Raw genomic sequence first — 16,757 nt, forward strand, 5'->3', positions numbered from 1 at the left:
ACGGTCAGTGGTGTGGCGCCTGGAGGGTGAGCGACGATGCAGAACGGCGAGCGGGACGTACCGGACGGTCTGGTGGAGGCGGCCGGCACCCTCGACCTCCGTCCGCGAGAATGTCGGTGGACGAGCGTGACCTACTGCCTCCTGGATGCGGTCTGGTCCATCGGGATCCACTACGACCGGCACGTCGTCCCCGCCGTCCGCCGCGTCGCGGCCACCGCCGGTGACGAGCGTCCCGTCGTCCCCACGGACGAGGCACTGCCGCCGGACCCGCTCCCGCTCACCGCGTTCCGCGACGCCTATCCGGACGTCAAGGCGCTGGAGGAGAAGACCTCCGCGCACCGCACGTCGTCGAGGAGCGGCATCCTCAAGGCCGACGCCGCACTCCGCTACGCCGATGTCCTCCTGGCCGACGAGATCGACACGCTCGCCGACGCGCGGGCCGCGCTGGACGACGCCGACCGCGTCGAGAGGCTCACCCGAGAGCTGCGCCGCATCCCCGGCGACGGCGTGCGCACCGGCTACTTCTGGATGCTCGTCGGCGACGACGACACCGTGAAGCCTGACCGGATGATCCTCGGCTACCTCGCGCGGCACGGCGTCGACACCGACCTCCGCGGAGCGAAGGCGACCTTGAAGGCTCTGGCAGAGCAGCTCTCCACGGAGGACCGCCCGGTCACGCCGTGGATGGTCGACCACGCGATGTGGAACGCGGAACGTTCACTCCACCGGTAGCCACGGCGGGCCGTCCCGGACGCCGGGGCCGAGCGAGGATCCCGCCGTCACAGCTTCGACGCGCGGAATCCCGCCGCCTCCGCACCGGCGGGCGTCGCGAAGCAGCGCTCGGGCACCGTGACGTCGTAGAAGCGCCCGCCCGGGACGTGGTAGATGTGCTCGCCCTCGCTGTTGATGTTGCCCTTGACGACGCAGTCCTCGTCGACCGCGCGGGGCGCCGCCGGGCCGGACCCCTCCGTGAAGCCGCCGTCGCCGGTCGGGGCCCCGGCACTCACCCCGTCGACCGGCTCCAGCGAACCGCGCTCGACCAGGCCCCCGGCTGGCAGGGGCTGGTCAGGGCACGTCGACAGCACCCGTTCCATCGCGTCCTGCTCGGCGGCGGTGACCCAGAGCTCGTAGATCTGCTTCACCGCGACCTGACGGGCGACGTACTCGCAGCGGAAGGCCTTGTTCGGGGGTAGCCAGGTCGCGGTGTCCCCGGCGCCCTTCCGCTGGTTCTCCTCGCCCTTCGACGCCAGGAGGTTCAGGGGATCGTTGGCGAAGATCTCCCTGGTCCCCGACGACCACTGCCGGGCCCCCTTCTGCCAGGCGTCGGCGAGGGCCACGACGTGGTCGATCTGCACGAGCTCGCTGGTCCCCCACCCCCGTTCGAAGGCGATCGTCTCGCCCGCGTACGGGTCGTGGAACGTCCCCGCGGTGACGACGCACCCTCGGGTGCCCGCCCTCACGACGACGTCCGTCAGGTCCCGTTGCAGCACGTCGTTGCGGGTGTCGCACCCGTTGCGGTCGACGTCCGACCAGGCAGGGCCGAACCGGTCACGGTCGTAGCCCGTCATCGGCGCCCGTCCCTTGACCGTCAGGGTCGCCACCGCGGCGAGCGCCGACCCCCGGGCGGGGTCGGCGCTCGCCGTCGTCGTCGGCTCCGGGCTGGGCGCCGGGCTCGGCTCCGCCGCCGGCTCGGAGACGTCCGCGGGCTCGGGCGCCGGGTCGGCCGACTCCTCCACGTCGTCGGCAGCGACCGTCGGCGACAGGGTCTCCGACACCACCGGCGCGGCCTCCGGAGGCGCGGGAGTCCCGCCCGACGCGGTGCCGACCACGATCAGCGCCGTGACGGCGACGGCACCGACGATCGTGGCGTCACGGCGAGCCGTGCGCCCCCACCAGACCCGGGTCGTGACGATCGCCCAACCCGCGCTCACGGCGAGGTAGAGGAAGGCGAACGCCAGGGCGATGCGCCACCCGCCGAGGAGACCGACGAGGGCGACGAGCCCCAGCCCCCCGAGGCCGACCCAGAAGGCTGGTCGACGGGTGTCGACGGTCGAGCGCGGCATGTCCGGTCGACCTCAGTGGAAGGTCGGCTCGGTGGCCGCCCCGGTCGGACGGCGGTCAGCGGTCTCGGACGGGGCTTCGACGGGCGGCTCCGGCGACGTGTGGAACAACGTGAGGTCGTCGCCGGCGAGCCGGCGGGATACGTCCACGCGGACGGCGACGTCGGCCGTGGAGCGACGCTCGACGATGTCGTCCGCCGTCACCGTGCCGGCGGCCATCGTGGGCAGCCAGACCGCGGACCGTGTCACGTAGTGCTTCCGCTCCTGCTTGGCCACGGGACCGAACATGTCGGCGACCAGCATCGTCGAGGTGCCCGCTGCCGCCCGGTAGAAGTCGGGTTCGAGCACGTGCTCGCCGTCGCCGTGCGGGCCGAGCCGACCGACCCGTCGTGTGGGCAGCGTGATGAGCTCGTCGTGGACGGCCTCTCGCAGCTGGTCCACGGCCCGCTGCGTGAGCGCCTCGGCCGCACGACCGGACACCCAGAACTCCGTGAAGAGCCGTCGAGGACCGTGCGCGCTGGACACCGTGTCGAGGTCCGGGGCGATGAACCCCGCGTCGTCGTCACGGGCCTGCTGGGTGCGATGCGCCTCGTAGGCGTCGTCGAAGCACTGTCCTGCCCAGCCGACCGGGTGCAGCCTGCGGACCGCGGAGACCACGGTCGCTCGCCCGATGTCGTCGTCCTCGGCGGTGCGGGCGACGGCGAAGGCCGCCGGGAAGGTCTCGACGACGCGGTCGTCCAGGCGGCTGGACGACGGGGCGACCGACCCTCGCGGATGGTGGAGCACCCACCCGACGATCGTCGCCCAGTCGACGAGGGTCTCGTACAGCTGACCGAGCCGGGCGGACTCGCGCCCGTAGTACACGACGTCCTCGGACGCCTGCCGCCGCCGGTCGGCCACCTGCTGCACGTCCCACGCATAGGCACGGGTCGCGCGGTAGAAACGATGGTTCGCCACGGCGATCAGGGCGAGGGAGACCGCGACGACGCCGCCGACCCCGACGATCCAGTCGACGACCTCTTCCGGCTGCCTGTCGTACCGGAGCCACGCGAGGACGACGCCGAGAGCGACGAATCCTGCCGTCAGCAGCACGCGCCACCGCCGCACGAGCCGCTTCTGTGCGGCCTCGAGCGCCTCGTGCGGGGGCACCTCGACGGTCAGCCGTTCGCGCGACTCGTCACGCAACCGGCGGAACCGCTCCAGCCGTCCGGAGACGTCGTCCAGCAGACGCCACAGCACGGATGCCGACGCGGCGCCCTGCCACGTGCGGAACTCCTCGCGTTCGGCGAGAGCCGCGTCGTACGAGGCCCGGACGTCGTCGCGGGTGCTCATCGCGGCCCCGTGCTCGGCCTCGGCCGCGGCGAGAGCCGCCGTACGGTCCCGTCGGGCCTTCGGGGCGCGCCGACGGTCCGCCGACTTCCGCCCCTTGCCGTCACCGCCGTCCTCCGTGGTCCCGCCGGGAGCGTCCTCGGTGTCCGCGTCCGACGGCGAGCCGTCCGCGGGCGTCCCGCCTGCCGACGCCTCCTCCGGCGGCGCCGGGGTCAACAGCTCGTCGAGCGCCGCCTGCGCCCGCTCGACCTCCCGCTCGGAGTCCTCCAAGGCGGTCTGCCAACCCTGGACACGATCGTCGAGCCGCCGCTCGACGCGACGGGTGACCGTCGGGTCCGTCGGGTCGATGGTCTCCCCTCCGTACTCGTACGTGTTCGTCGGGTCCGGCGCCACCCGGTCCGCCGGGAGGATCTCCCGCGTCCCGGCGTAACGGGGCGTCGGGACGGCCTGCGGAAGCTCGCCGCCGTCGACGGCGGCGAAGGCCACCGCCCGCAGCTCCCCCCAGGACCGCGGGTCCGGGACGGCGACAGCGCTCGCCTCCCTCTCCAGCTCGTCCCGGCGAGCCTGCTCGTCGACGGACCGCAGGTAGTCCGCGGCCGCTCCGGACACCGTCTCCGGCCTGCCCGGACGCAACCTGATGACCGTGTCACCGCCCCCGCCGACGACGACGTTCGTCGCGCTCTCCTCGAACCGTGCGATGCGTCGGCCCAGGACCCAGCGCGGCACCGTGGCGAACGTCGTCGCGTTGAAGCGGGCCGCGTCCAGGACTCCCCGCAGGAACCCGCTCTCCCGGCGGTCCGCCCGCTCGACCTGGACCGGGCCGTCGGACCTCCAGGGCGAGGTGCCGACGAGGTGACGTGTCAGGTCCTCGACGATCCGGTCGGGGTCGACGGCGAGCCGCGCCCACTCCACGAAGGCACCCGCGCCGCTCGCCTCCCCGTCCACCTCCTCCAGGGCGCGTGCGAGGAGCCGCGCCTCCAGGTCCTCGCCGATCACGGCACGGACGTGCACGCGGACGACCTCGACCTCACGGCCGTTGACCGTCGACTGCGGGGGCGCGAGGACCTCGAAGACCCCGGCGTCGACGCCGGCGAGGACACCGCCGCACACCACCATCGCCGTCGCGGTGTGCCCGACGGAGTTGCCCGGCGAACGGACGAACACGGTGGAACGGTCGACGTCGGGCCGGTCCTCCGCCGACACGACGACGTTCACGTCCCAGCCCTCGAGGATGGCCTCCTTGGACAGCCCGGAGGCACCGCTCACCGGCGCCAGCAGGTTGATCCGCAGGAGCGCCGTCGAGTGTCCGTCCTCCTCGGTCGATCGGGGCAGGGCGTCCCGCAGGGCGTCGGCGATGCGCGCCGCGGCCTCGAGGAGCACCGTGTCGTGCGCGGCGCCCAGGGTCACGGACTGCGCCACGACCACCCGGACCGTGCTGAGCCGACGCCGACCGACGAAGCGGAACAGGTCGTCCGTCTGGCGCTTGCCGCACGCCACGAGCTCGGCGTCGACGCGTGGCGGTCCGGCGGACTCCACCTCCACGCTCGCCGGGGTGACCCAGAGCGACGGCACGACGAGACCCTCGTCGGCCCAGAGGGCGACGGTCTCCCGCAGCGCGGTCCCGTCCTGGTCGTCACCGACGACGAAGACCGTCAGCTCGCTCATACCCACACCGACTTCCCCGCCGGAGCGGCGTCGAGCGCCTCGACCGCACGGTGCAGGTCGCCGATCGCGGCGAGGATCTGGTGGCGCAGGTCGTACGTGGGCGGGAACTCGAGAGCCTCCGACCTCCTGCCGACCTCGAGGAAGTGGTTCTCGTAGGTCGTCCGCAGCGCGTCGAGGCGGTCGAGGACGAACGTCTTGCGGCTCTCCGCGTCCCCATGTGCCGGCTCGGCGTCCGGTCGACGGTTCTCCCCGCTGACGATCCACCGCTTGAGCTCGACGCTGAAGGTCTCCTCGTCGCCGGCCACGCCACCCGCGCCGCCGAGCGTCACCAGGCGGTCGTAGGGCTGGATCGGCTGCAGCGACTCCTGGCTGTTGACCTCGACGAGCGCGAGCACGATCGACTCCAGGACGACGGCCAGTCCCTCGGGTCCGTTGATGGCGAGGTTGCGCAGGGTCGGGCTGGGGAACGGCAGGAAGTCGCCCCCGGACCCGGTCCGGGACGGCACGAAGACGGCCGCCGACCCCTCGTCGAGGTAGATGTGCTTCAAGGTTCCTGCCACGAACCACCCGCGGATCATGGCGTCGAGGACCTCCGGCGACATCGGGAGGAACTCGTTCAGCGGGCGGGCCCGACGCCAGCGCCAGAACTCCGCCCGGGAGTCGGGCGCCTTGTTCTTCGCACCCCAGTCGCTGGCGATCGGTCGCATCAACGAGTCGAAGACGACCGGTTCGTAGGGCGCGCCGAGATGGGTGAAGACGTCGATGAAGCCCCCCGCACCGTCCGTGTACGACTTCTCGATGTCGTCCGACCACTGGCCGCGCGACTCCAGCACACGGCGGAAGACGTCGCGCGCCGGCGACTTGTCCGGCAGGGGGATCTCACCGAACTTGTTGAGGTGGCGCACGCTGTTCTGGCCGTGGACCTGGACCAGCACCGCCGGGTTGATGGACACGAGCGGCTCCGCCGCCTGGAGCGCCGCACCCAGCTGGTTCTCGAACCGCCGCAGGCGGTCGGCGTGCTCCGTGGGCGTCGACTTGCCGGGGTCGAGGTAGTCCCGCAGCCCCTGCGCCATGTAGGAGCCGACGGCCGTCCCCTCCTTGGTGAGCCAGTGACTCGCCCGCTCGACGAGCTGCTCCTGGCCCGAGGCCAGGGCGAAGGCGGCCCGCGTCGGGACCGCGGTCGACGACGGAGCCAGGTTGTGGTCGCGCGGCACCCACGACGTCGTCCGCCGGATGAGCTGCTGGTCCGTGCCCTCGAGCTCGTCCGTGCCGAGCATGACCTGCAGCTCCGCGTCGCTGCGGGCGTCGCGCGGGTCGGCGGAACCGGTGGTCCGCTGCACGAGCCGCTCCAGGATCACCGGGTAGTCGTCCGGGGAGTCCAGGAGGAACTCGTTCGGCGCGGGCCGGAGCCGCACCGGGATGACGTCGCCCTCAGGCCAGGTGGAGACGGGCGACCCCGCCTGGTCGCGCTCGTGTGCGAGACGTTCGTGCGCGTAGCGGACCGCCGTGGCGAGCGGCTCCACGAAGCCGGTCAGGAGGTCGGGCAGCAGTGCGGCCGCGATCTCACGCAGCTCCGCCTCTGCCTGGTACATCAGGGTCGCGACACCCTTCTTCACCGCGACCGAGACGGCCTCGGCGCTCGGGGTGATGAGCCCCCCGTCCGGGTCGCCGAGCTGCTGGGCGACCGGGGTCGCCAGGTCCTCGCCCCAGCGCTTGTACCGGGCGGCCTCCTGCTGCAGCTCGTCGCGGACGAAGTGCAGCTCGCTGACGAGCTTGTGGAGCACCTGCTCGGTGACCGCGGCGCCGCTCACCGCGACCTGACGTGCCGTCTCGGACACCAGGTGGTCCTGGATCTCCGTGACCCACTCCCGGCCCACGGAGTACCGCGCCTGACGGACGGAGGTCAGGAACTCGCTCGACCGGTCGCGGACCGCGCTGACGATCAGGCTGTGCACCCGCGCGTGCTTCTCCCCCTTAGGGGACATCTCGGAGCGGATCCGGTCGGTGATCTGAGCGACGAGGCTCAGCCCCTCCTCCTTCTGCGTCGGGGGCCGCAGCGCGTCGATGACGTCGTTCCGGTCCTCGCCCCGCTCGTCCAGCCGCGACCGGCTGAGGAACCCGCGGAAGACCTCGTCCGCCGTGTCCCGGACCAGCTGCTTCTCGGTCCGGTCGTCGTCGTGACCGCGACGCTTCTCGTGCTCCCGCGTGATGCGGTCCACGACGGTCCGGGCGAGGTGCTCCGAGGCGTAGTCCGCGAACCGGTCACGCCCGAGCCCGACGCGGGCCGACCCGATCGCCGAGAACGGTGTCTCCGTGCCGGCACGGTGGATCGGCAGGCGGTCCGGGACGCTCGCTGCGGCCGAGGCCCAGTTCCCCTGCAGGAACGCCGTGAAGCTGTCCTGCAGCGCGGCGCTCGCCACCCACGACGCGATGGAACGTCCCATGGCGCGGTAGATGTCGTTCTGGGTCTTGTAGGTGACGCTCGAGTTCTGCGCGCCCACCAGGAACGGGTAGCGGGGCCCGCTCCGCTTGTCCGTCCCGCCGAGCGTCACGCCGTACCGGGCGAACAGCTCCGTCGTGGCGTCGGACGGACCCAGCGAGTTCCAGTAGCCGTTGAGCAGCTCGGCCAGCGTCGCCAGCGAGTTCGGCCGGACGCCGCGGCGCGCCTCCTCGGGCAGGTAGTCGAACACGTCCGGGGCGTAGAGGAAGCCGACGGACTCGTCCGCCCACTTGTCCGCGAACGACCGGATGGCGTCGCACACGTCGATGACGGCACCCGCCCCGGAACCACCCGCGATGGACGAGATGACGATCACCGTCGGGTCGGCCGCCGTCGGGGCCGACGTCCCCCCGAGGAGCCGTGAGACGTCGGCGAGCTCGCCCGCGACCTCCGCACCGGTCAGCGCACGACGGGCCCTGTTGAGGGCTTCGCTGATCCTTTCCAGACCGGCCACCGCGATGATCCGACCGAGGGTCCGGTACTGGCCGGCCCCCTTCGACGCCGGCACGTTGACCTTGTTCGGGTCGGGACGCCACGTCGACACGGCATCACGCAGCCGCTCACCCGGCACCTGGAGCAGTGCGCTGTCGATCGTGCGGTAGTCGAGGCCGGACGCCACCAGACCCTGGTAGTCCCGGGCAGGGAGCTGAGCAGGCAGGTCCCGGTCGTTGCCGTCCGCGTGGGTGGGCACGTCCACGTGCAGGAACTGCCACGCCTGGGGGATGTCACCGGTCCAGCCGGCCTGGGCGAGCCGCCGCTGGAGATCCTCGCGGATCACGCGCAGGGTCTTGCCACCGGAGCCGCCGACGCCGACGAGGAGGAACGGTCGCAGCATGCGCTGCTCCTTTCGCTGTAGTTGATGCTGAGAGATAGGGAGCGCGATCGCTACCAATCGATACGCGGGGGCTGGTCGTCGTCGGGCGCGGACGACGACGGCGGCGACGTGCCCGGCCCGTCGGCGGGCTCGCGGCCCGGCCGTCCCCGCCGGGGGGACGCCGGCCCGGATTCCTCGCCGAACACCGACGGCGGACCGTCCGACGACGACGGGTCCGGGGCGGCGGCCGTCTCCCCACCCTGCGGGGCGGTCGCATCCTCGGCCCTGTCCTTGGCCCTGGGCCGCCGCGACGAGGTCGGTCGCTCCGCCTGCTCCGCCGCTCGCGCGGTGCGCGCACGACCCGCTTCGGCGATCAGCTCGGGCCACTCCGTGTACCCGGCGAGCTCCGTCTCCCAGCTCTCGATCACCGCCCGGGTGCTGCCGCCGGGCGTCTCGGCGAGCAGCACGAGGTCGGCGTCGAGCGACGCCGTCTCCGCGCCCCCGCCGGTGCCCGACGCAAGGTCGGGGACCAGGTAGACGTGGCGGGTGCCCGGGAACTCGACCGGCGCGGAGCTCGCCGTGCTGTCGAGCGTGTGCGACGGCACGTCCATACCGGTCAGGACGATTCCGTCACCGCGCGCCCGCACCCGGCCGCGGTAGGCCTTCCACGGCCACCACCACGGCCCCCGGCGGTCGAACGTCAGCCCTGGGACCTCGAACCGCGACTTCCTGGCCCCCTGAGCGACCGGGTAGAAGTCGTCCGGTGTCAGCAGCTGTCCGCCGTCACGCCGCCGCACTCCTCCGGCCGTGACGGTGACCGGCACGCGCGCCCGGCGGAGGTCCTGACCGAGGGGGTACCGATCCGTCAGGTGCCGGCCGGCGAACGCGACGAGCCAGGCGAGCAGGCCGGCGAGCGCGAGGAGTCCTGCGGTCAGCCCCCACCGCGTGCCCTCGTCGACCGGCCGGAAGATCGAGCCTTCCACCGGGACGTCGAGCGTGATGGTCTCGTCGGTGTGCGCACCGGAGACGACGACCGTCAGGTCACCGGAGAGGGCACCGTCCGCACCGTTCTGCGCGGTCAGCGTCACGGGTACCGACGCCGTGGCACCGGGGTCCAGGGCTACGCAGCCCCCGGGCGCGACGGCCTCGTCCACGGTGAGCGTGATCTCCCCCGCGTCCTTCGGGCCCTGGACCGTGAACGGCTCGATGCAGACCTCGGACTCCCCGTCGGACGGCCCCTCGACCTGGAGTGCCGCCTCACCGGGAGCGTCGACGGTCATGCTGCCCACGTCCAGGCGGGTCGGGGTGATCGTCGGATAGCTCGGCGGCAGCCTCGTCGGGAGCCTCGTGCCGACGACGATCGGCCCGAGGTCCACGTCGTGGGGACTGCTCGACGCGCCGGCGGTGACGGACACGTCGACCTCGGAGGCCGCGCGCCGGGTGTCGAGCTCGACGGGGACAATGTAGGTGCCGTCCCGCCGGGCGGTGACCTCGGCAGCGCTCCCATCGACCTGCACCGACAGGTCCAGGGGTTCTGAGAACAGCTCCGGGCCCGCCACCGAACCGTCGGCGGACCGAGGCGTGATCACCACGGTGTTCTCCTGGCCCAGGACCAGTCCGCCCTCACCCGAGGCCGAGGCGATGTCGAGGTCCGCGCCCCACCGGTAGTAGAGGTCGACGAGCGTCGCCCCCTCGGCGTCCAGCAGCCAGTCGCCGACGCCGTCGGGGCCCGGGGTCACGTCCGTCACGAACAGGCGGTCGTTCTCGTGCGTGGTGATCGTGGAGCCACCCGCCTCGACGGTTCCCGGTGCGACCTGGTGCGTGTCGCCGGCAGGGCTCGTGAGCCGCGCGGCACTCGCCCCCTCGTCGAGCTCGTGCACCACACGGAAGGATCCGACGGCGGCGTCCGCGTGGATCGTCACCGGGCAGTCCCGCGGGCACTCGAGAGAGCCGTCGCCCGCCGGGGTGTAGCCCTCCATCAGCGCCCCGGCACCACCGAACAGCCTGCGCAGCGCGGACGGCTGGTCGGCCCGCAGATAGGCACCGCCCGTGGCCCCCTCCGGGACCGGCGACGTGCCGCACTCGACCTTGCCGCCGGCGCCCTCGGCCACGGCCTTGAGCTGCAGGCGGTCCTTCCGCGTCACGGTCTCGTCACCCTGGGCGAACAGCGCGAGGGCGATCACCGTCGTCCGCGCGGCCCGGACGTCGTCGACCAGCCCGTCCGGTGCGCACAGCTCGGCCAGCGCTTCCTCGTCCGTGGGGTCGGCGCCGTCCGGACCGACGTCGAGCTTGCCGTCGGTGAACCAGAGGATGGCCGAGCACGAATCGGTGTCGAGCCGTGCCCGCTGCGCGTCGACGGATCTCTGGGCGTCGCGCAGCGCCTTGCGGTAGTCGGTGTTCTGCGCCTGTTTCCGGTCCGGGAGCTGCGTCGAGATCGTGTCGCGCATCTCGGCGCCGTGCGCCCCCGACGGTGATCCCCATCCGACGACCTGCGTGTACTCCGTCCCGAAGACGGCGAGCTCGGTGACGACCTCGGCCCCCGCTGCCTCGAGCGTCTCCAGGGTGTCGACGGCCACGAGGACCGCGCCCACCCGCTGGTCCTCCGGGTCGGTCGTCCTCAGGCTCGCGGACTCGTCGACGACGACGGAGGCGACCAGGGTGTCCGTCCTCGCCACGCACGCCGCGAGCTCGGCGAAGGCGTCCGCGCCCCGGTCGCTGAGGTCGGCGGCGCCGGCTGGGACCGTTCCCACGACGGACAGCGCGATGACGGCCGCCACCAGTCCGGCGAGGCCACGCGCGCGGCCGGGACGGCCGGTCACTTCGCCAGCTCCGTGGCCAGCAGGAACGCACTGAACGCTCCCGCCGCCAGACCGACGAGCATCCCGACGACGGCGACCTGCGACCAGAGGGGGCGGGGCCGGAAGTCCGGGTGTCGACGTGCCGACTGCTCCTTCGCTCGTTGGACGCTCCACAGGATCGTGCAGACGATGGCGCCGAGGACGTAGCCGGTGCTCGTGAGGACGACGACCGCGCCCGAGGTCACGACCGTCGTCGCGGCGACGCCGGCGACGATGCTCAGCACGGCGCACGACGCCGCCGCGATGGCGCCGAGCCTCGGCGGAGAAGGCGCCGGTGTCCTCGCCGTCGTGAGCGGATCCGGCGCCGTCGGCAGATAGTCAGAACTCACGTGCTCCTCCACAGCGAGCGGGTCGCGGCGGATCTCGATCCGGTCGAACCCGAAACCACAGGATATGAATCAGTTGCAGCCTCTGACCCGCCGCCGGCGCGCACTGACGATCCGAGAAAGCCGAGGTGTTCAAGTGTAGACAAATGGGCATACATGGTGAGACCACACATGAACGACCACTCTCGAAAAGCCTCTTCGCGGGTCGCGGATCTCCCAGAAATCCGCCAATCAAGACCAAGGAGGTGTCGCATAATTTCACCCGGCAACTGACGAATGACGGGTTGTCACACCGCCGGTCGCCACGCCTCCGCCTTCTCCAGCCGCTTGCGCACGGCCTCCCCGCCGACCTCCTCGATCCACGACCGGTCCCCGACGACGACGAGCAGCGTCCGCGCCCGTGACAGCCCGGTGTAGAGCATCTTGCGAGCCCGCTCGACGTCGCGGATGCCGTTGACCGCCAGCACGACCACGGGCCGCTCGAGCCCCTTGAAGCCGAGCACGTGCCCGTAGAACACGTCCTGCTGCGCGAAGAACGCGTCCCAGTAGGCGGCGTGCCCGCCGAGCTCCACCTCGTTGACCTGCTCGGGATGACGCCGCCCCGTCGCGAGCAGCACGACGTCACCGGGATCCCACCCCTCGTCGAGCAGCGCCTCGACGGCGTCGTCGGCAGCGTCCAGCGCCTCGTCGGCCGGCACGTCGACGAGCCGCACCGGGGGCCCGTCGAGCCCGCGCGGCTTCACGACGGCCGGGGACAGCGATCCGAAGACCTGCGCGATCTGCTTCGTGGACCGCAGGTTCTCGTCCAGCGTCACGGGCGTGAGCTCCAGCGGCACCTGCCCGTCGCGGGGGAACAGCCGCTGCGCGTCGTCGAGGAACGCGTACACGCCGCCGCACTCGGCGTCCCGCAGGCACCGCAGCAGCGAGGGCCACCACAGGTCGCCGAAGTCCTGCGCCTCGTCGACGACGACGGCGTCGAACAGCTCCTCCGGCGCGCGCTCGCCGGCGAGCCGCCCCAGCTCGAGCGGCAGGTGCCGCTCCCAGTAGTCCGGGTCGTCGTCGCGCCCGCCGGCGGCGCCCCAGGACACGGGCAGGTCGTGGAACAGCCCGACGTACGCAGGCCGCTCGCGACGCGGCCACGTCGCGGTGATCCGCTGGAAGTACCGCCCCAGGCCGCGCGAGTAGCAGAGCAGCGCCACCCGCTCGCCCGCGCGGGTCCGCCGTCGGGCCTGCTCCAGCGCCAGGTAGGTCTTGCCGGAGCCCGCGCCGCCGAGCACGCGCATGCGCCGCACCTGCGACAGCGCGTCGAGGATGCGCACCTGGTCGCGGGTCATCTGTTCCAGCCGTGTCTCGTGCTCCAGGGCACGGGTCAGGTGCTCCGACTGGCTGGGGAACCCGCCCGCGATGACGTCGACCAGGCCGTCCACCGCCGCGTGGTCCAGGGGCTCGTAGCCCTGCCCGTGGCGCTCGACGGCGTGCTTGACGTGCTCGGCGACCCCACCGGACCGCTCCAGGTCGTCCCGCCCGATCAGCATGTCCCGAGGCAGGTCGAGGGAGTCCCACCCGCCGGAGACGTACCGGTGCGGGAACGCCACGAGGTGCGCCGTGCGCGACCTCGACGCGAGCTCGCCCCGCTCGTGCAGCAGCGCCTGCAGCGCGTGCCGGGAGCCCTGGACCTGCGCGACCGGGTCGATGCGGTGCCGTGCCGGCCCGCTGCCCTGGTACCAGGCGCCGTCGGCACGCTCGATGTGCCCGCCCTTGACCTCGATCGCCGCGACCCCGACACCGGGCCAGGCGACGAGCAGGTCGATCTCGTACTCCTGGTCGCCCTCCTGCAGGTGCGCCCCGTGGCAGACGACGGCCTCGTCCGGGAGCTGCTCGCGGAGCGCCTCCCAGACCGCCCGTTCCGCGCCGCCGTCGTCCGGGAAGTCGGGTGTCGGGGGGTAGGTGCGCGGCATGTCCCTTTCGTACCCGACGGGACGCCCCCGGTCACGCACCGGCCAAGGACTGGTTCGCCGAGTCACCTGATTTCACCCTCTCCGTGCACTGGTCCTGTCCCGCTCCGGCGAGTCTTCGCCACAATGGCCCGCATGCCGCCCAGCCCTGCGCCCCGCACCCCGGCAGCCCGACGGCCGGTACCCGCCACCGCGGTCGCCGTCATGGCCGCTCTCGCCCTCGCGGCCTGCTCCTCCGTACAGGCACCCGCACCGGACGACGCCGCACCCGCGGCATCCCCACCGACCACGTCGGCGGCCTCCCCCACACCGAGCACCCCGTCGCCCGAGCCGTCAGCGGAACCGTCCTCGACGCCGTCGGGCACCCCCACGCCCACGGAGCCCGACCGTCCGACGTTCGACCCCCGTACCGAGCGCGCTCTGCAGACGATCGCCGCGATGGAGACGAGCTTCGGAGCGGGCGCCTTCGCGGTCGAGGGCAACGGGGACGGCGCGGAGTGGAAGCTGGAGCTCGCCCAGGGCGACGATCGGCTGAAGGTGAAGGCGGAGGCGGACACCACCGGCGTCGCTCCGACGGACACGAAGCGCGACGATCTCGACGACGACGACCGCGCGGCCCTCGGCAGCGCACGGGTCAGCCTCAGCCAGGCGATCGTGCGCGTCGTCGAGGCGTCCGGCGGCGTGCTGGACGAGGCCGAGCTCGAGGAGGACGACAGCACCGCTCTGTGGAAGGTGACCGTGCGCCTCGGGGACGACGACGTGGAGTACCGCGTCGACGTCGCCACCGGCGCCGTCTGGCGCGACGACTGAGGGCCGTCATCGCCAGTGGCCACCACGGCCGGCGTCACTTCACCGAGACCTCGACACCACCGGAGAAGGCCGAGTCGTGGAGCTCCAACGTCGCGGGCTTGGCGTCCTTCGGCATGTCGAAGACGACGATGCCGTCCACGGTGTTGCCGGGGTTGATCTCGTTGAGGAAGCTGTTCGAGTCGTCGAGGTAGATCGCCGCCTCGGAGTCCGCCGAGTGGGTGCGGCCCTCGGTGTCGACGAGCTTCTGCGAGCTGCCGTCGAAGTACTGCGCCTCGTCGCCGATGTTCTCCACCGACATGTGGACGAGCACGAACTTCCCCTGCGCCTCGGTGTTCAGGTACTCGTTGCCGATCTTCTCGACGCCGCGCTCGAGCTCGGTCACCGTGAACTCGAACTTGCCGTCCCGGACCGGGTCCCCGATCCCCGCCGGCTTCGCGTCCGCGCCGGCCTGCTCCTCGGCACCCGACTCGTCGCCCGCGGCGTCGTCGACACCGTCCGTCGTCTCCTGGTCCTCCGCGGGAGCGTCCTCCTGGGTGCCGCTGTCCTCGGAGGAAACCTCGGCCGTCGTGCCGGCAACCGCCGGATCCTCCTCGCCACCGCCGCTGACGGCACTGCCGACGATCGCGAGGCCGACCAGCACGCCGAGGCCCGTCAGGACCTTGTGACGGGCGAACCAGCTCTTCCGGGGCGCCTCCGCCCCGGGCTGCGCGGGGGACTGCTGCGGAGGGACAGGCTGCTGCGCGGGCTGCGGGGACCACTCGGGGTGCTGCTGCTGGTCGGACATGATCGCTCCTTGGTCGGGCGGTGATCGAACGAGATCGATCCTCGGTCCGGACGGTCCCCGCACGGATCCCCCGGGCGGTCGGACCCGGCGACCCGATCGGGGGACCCTCGGGCCTCCCGGCCGACCCGATCGGGTGATACCCGGCGTCGGTGGCGGGCCGTACGCTGCCGAGCATGTACCCGCCGTCGTCGAGTCCCGCCGAACCGCCCCACGGGCCGGCCTCCGGGTCCTTCGGCGAACACGGCTCCAGGGACCCCGGCACCGCGTACGCCGCCGCGCCTCCCGGCCCGTACCCCGTGCCGCCCTCCCCGACCTCGTACCCCGGCGTCGCGCCGCACCCGTACCAGCAGCACGGTCCGTACGCCGTCGCCCCGTACCCGACGACGGTCGCCGCCCCCTGGCAGCCCGGACGCCGTCGTCGGCCCTGGAGCACCTGGGGTTCGATCGGCGCCGTCACCGTCACCTGGTTCTGCGCCGTGACCGGTGCGGCCATGGACTCACCCGCCGTGGCCACGACCACGCAGAGCGCCCTGTTCCTCCTGTGGATCGTCGTCGCGTCCGGCGTGGCGGCGGCCGTGTGGTGGAGAGCCACGTATCCGGTCGCGGTCTGCCTCGCCACCGCCGCGGTCGGGATCGTGAGCCCGCTCGGCGCGGTGGCCCCGCTGCTCGCGCTGCCGTGGGTGGTGGCACGCACCGACCTGCGGCGCAGCCTGATCTGCACCGGGGCGACGGCGCTCGCGCTGGTCTCGGCGTTCTGGCGTGACGGCTCGCGCGAGGGCGAGAACGTCATCTTCTCCACGGCCCCGGACGCCGGCGGCGCCGTCGCGTACATGACCCCGCTCGGCTACGTGATCCTGGGAGTGCTCGCCCTCGGGCTCGCCGTCGGCGTCGGGATGCTGCGCCGCGTCGCCACCCGGGCCGACGCCGACGCGGACGCCGCCCGTTCGGCGGCGACCGCCGAGTCCCGGCGCGCCGACACCCTGGAGCAGCAGTCGGAGTCGTTGCGCACCGAGCTCTCCCGCCAGGAAGAGCGCGACCTCATCGCCCGCGAGATGCACGACACGGTCGCCCACCAGCTCTCGCTCATGTCGCTGCAGGCCTCCGCCCTCGAGGTGTCCTCGGGCGACGCCCAGACAGGGGACGCCGCCCGGTCGATGCGGAGCTCGGCCCACCGGGCGCTGGAGGAGATGCGCACGCTCATCACCTCGCTGCGCGAGGGCGCCGAGGACTACGCCGGACGCGACTGGACGCTGAACGACCTGGCGGACCTGCTCGACGGGGCGGGCTCGCGCGGGGTGGACCTGGTCGCCACGGTGTTCGTGAGCGACGGCGACGCCGCACCGCCGACCCTGACCCGCAGCGTCTACCGCGTGGTGCAGGAGTCGCTGACCAACGCGGCGAAGCACGCGCCCGGCACACGGGTCGCGGTCAACGTCCGGGCCCGGCCGGGTGACGGCGTCGACGTCACCGTGCGCAACCCGACCACGGCCGGCGACACCCAGGTGCCGGGCGGCGGGTCCGGGCTGCGCGGGATGCGCGAGCGGTGCGAGGCGCTCGGGGGCACCTTCGACGCCGGCCGCCAGGACGACGGGTCGTTCCTCGTACGGGCGCACCTGCCCTGGTCGCCCGCCACTGCCCACTGACCGCGAGCGCTGC

General features: G+C 72.8%; 10 protein-coding genes. 3 read left to right on the forward strand and 7 right to left on the reverse strand.

The window, feature by feature from the left end:
• Positions 1-36: 36 nt before the first annotated feature.
• The gene (locus Q6350_RS03650) at positions 37-732 is read left to right on the forward strand and encodes a hypothetical protein (protein WP_305065277.1); all 696 of its coding nucleotides are present in this window, start codon (positions 37-39) and stop codon (positions 730-732) included.
• 47 nt (positions 733-779) lie between these two features.
• On the opposite strand, the gene Q6350_RS03655 is transcribed toward Q6350_RS03650, so the two are convergent.
• From Q6350_RS03655 to Q6350_RS03680, 6 genes are all read right to left on the reverse strand, one after another.
• The gene (locus Q6350_RS03655) at positions 780-2,063 is read right to left on the reverse strand and encodes an HNH endonuclease family protein (RefSeq protein WP_305065278.1); all 1,284 of its coding nucleotides are present in this window, start codon (positions 2,061-2,063) and stop codon (positions 780-782) included.
• A gap of 12 nt (positions 2,064-2,075) precedes the next feature.
• Positions 2,076-5,054 carry a hypothetical protein gene (locus Q6350_RS03660; protein ID WP_305065280.1) on the reverse strand — a complete coding sequence of 993 codons (2,979 nt, stop codon included), beginning with the start codon at positions 5,052-5,054 and terminating at the stop codon, positions 2,076-2,078.
• Complete coding sequence (locus tag Q6350_RS03665) at positions 5,051-8,389, reverse strand: tubulin-like doman-containing protein (protein WP_305065282.1); 3,339 nt, start codon at positions 8,387-8,389, stop codon at positions 5,051-5,053. Before Q6350_RS03665 ends, Q6350_RS03660 begins: the two co-directional genes overlap by 4 nt.
• 50 nt (positions 8,390-8,439) lie before the next feature.
• Positions 8,440-11,187 carry a hypothetical protein gene (locus tag Q6350_RS03670; protein WP_305065284.1) on the reverse strand — a complete coding sequence of 916 codons (2,748 nt, stop codon included), beginning with the start codon at positions 11,185-11,187 and terminating at the stop codon, positions 8,440-8,442.
• Positions 11,184-11,555 carry a hypothetical protein gene (locus Q6350_RS03675; RefSeq protein WP_305065286.1) on the reverse strand — a complete coding sequence of 124 codons (372 nt, stop codon included), beginning with the start codon at positions 11,553-11,555 and terminating at the stop codon, positions 11,184-11,186. Before Q6350_RS03675 ends, Q6350_RS03670 begins: the two co-directional genes overlap by 4 nt.
• 284 nt (positions 11,556-11,839) lie before the next feature.
• On the reverse strand, positions 11,840-13,510 hold the full coding sequence (locus Q6350_RS03680) for a nuclease-related domain-containing DEAD/DEAH box helicase (RefSeq protein ID WP_305065288.1): 1,671 nt from the start codon (positions 13,508-13,510) through the stop codon (positions 11,840-11,842).
• A 132-nt stretch (positions 13,511-13,642) separates the two neighbouring features.
• On the opposite strand from Q6350_RS03680, the gene Q6350_RS03685 reads away from it, so the two are divergent.
• The gene (locus tag Q6350_RS03685; RefSeq protein WP_305065289.1) at positions 13,643-14,317 is read left to right on the forward strand and encodes a PepSY domain-containing protein; all 675 of its coding nucleotides are present in this window, start codon (positions 13,643-13,645) and stop codon (positions 14,315-14,317) included.
• Between the two features lie 34 nt (positions 14,318-14,351).
• Here Q6350_RS03685 and Q6350_RS03690 read toward each other — a convergent pair whose 3' ends face one another.
• Entirely contained in the window at positions 14,352-15,101 is a 750-nt protein-coding gene (locus Q6350_RS03690) for a DUF4352 domain-containing protein (RefSeq protein ID WP_305065291.1), read from the reverse strand.
• A gap of 173 nt (positions 15,102-15,274) precedes the next feature.
• On the opposite strand from Q6350_RS03690, the gene Q6350_RS03695 reads away from it, so the two are divergent.
• The gene (locus tag Q6350_RS03695) at positions 15,275-16,744 is read left to right on the forward strand and encodes a sensor histidine kinase (protein ID WP_305065293.1); all 1,470 of its coding nucleotides are present in this window, start codon (positions 15,275-15,277) and stop codon (positions 16,742-16,744) included.
• The last annotated feature ends 13 nt before the right edge of the window (positions 16,745-16,757 follow it).

The organism is Isoptericola sp. b515, from assembly GCF_030588125.1.
Lineage (GTDB): Bacteria > Actinomycetota > Actinomycetes > Actinomycetales > Cellulomonadaceae > Isoptericola > Isoptericola sediminis.

Bases quoted from the DNA above. Each gene is read 5' to 3' on its own strand.
- Q6350_RS03650 (WP_305065277.1), top strand. From the start codon at position 37: ATGCAGAACGGCGAGCGGGACGTACCGGACGGTCTGGTGGAGGCGGCC.
- Q6350_RS03655 (WP_305065278.1), bottom strand. From the start codon at position 2,063: ATGCCGCGCTCGACCGTCGACACCCGTCGACCAGCCTTCTGGGTCGGC.
- Q6350_RS03660 (WP_305065280.1), bottom strand. From the start codon at position 5,054: ATGAGCGAGCTGACGGTCTTCGTCGTCGGTGACGACCAGGACGGGACC.
- Q6350_RS03665 (WP_305065282.1), bottom strand. From the start codon at position 8,389: ATGCTGCGACCGTTCCTCCTCGTCGGCGTCGGCGGCTCCGGTGGCAAG.
- Q6350_RS03680 (WP_305065288.1), bottom strand. From the start codon at position 13,510: ATGCCGCGCACCTACCCCCCGACACCCGACTTCCCGGACGACGGCGGC.
- Q6350_RS03685 (WP_305065289.1), top strand. From the start codon at position 13,643: ATGCCGCCCAGCCCTGCGCCCCGCACCCCGGCAGCCCGACGGCCGGTA.
- Q6350_RS03690 (WP_305065291.1), bottom strand. From the start codon at position 15,101: ATGTCCGACCAGCAGCAGCACCCCGAGTGGTCCCCGCAGCCCGCGCAG.
- Q6350_RS03695 (WP_305065293.1), top strand. From the start codon at position 15,275: ATGTACCCGCCGTCGTCGAGTCCCGCCGAACCGCCCCACGGGCCGGCC.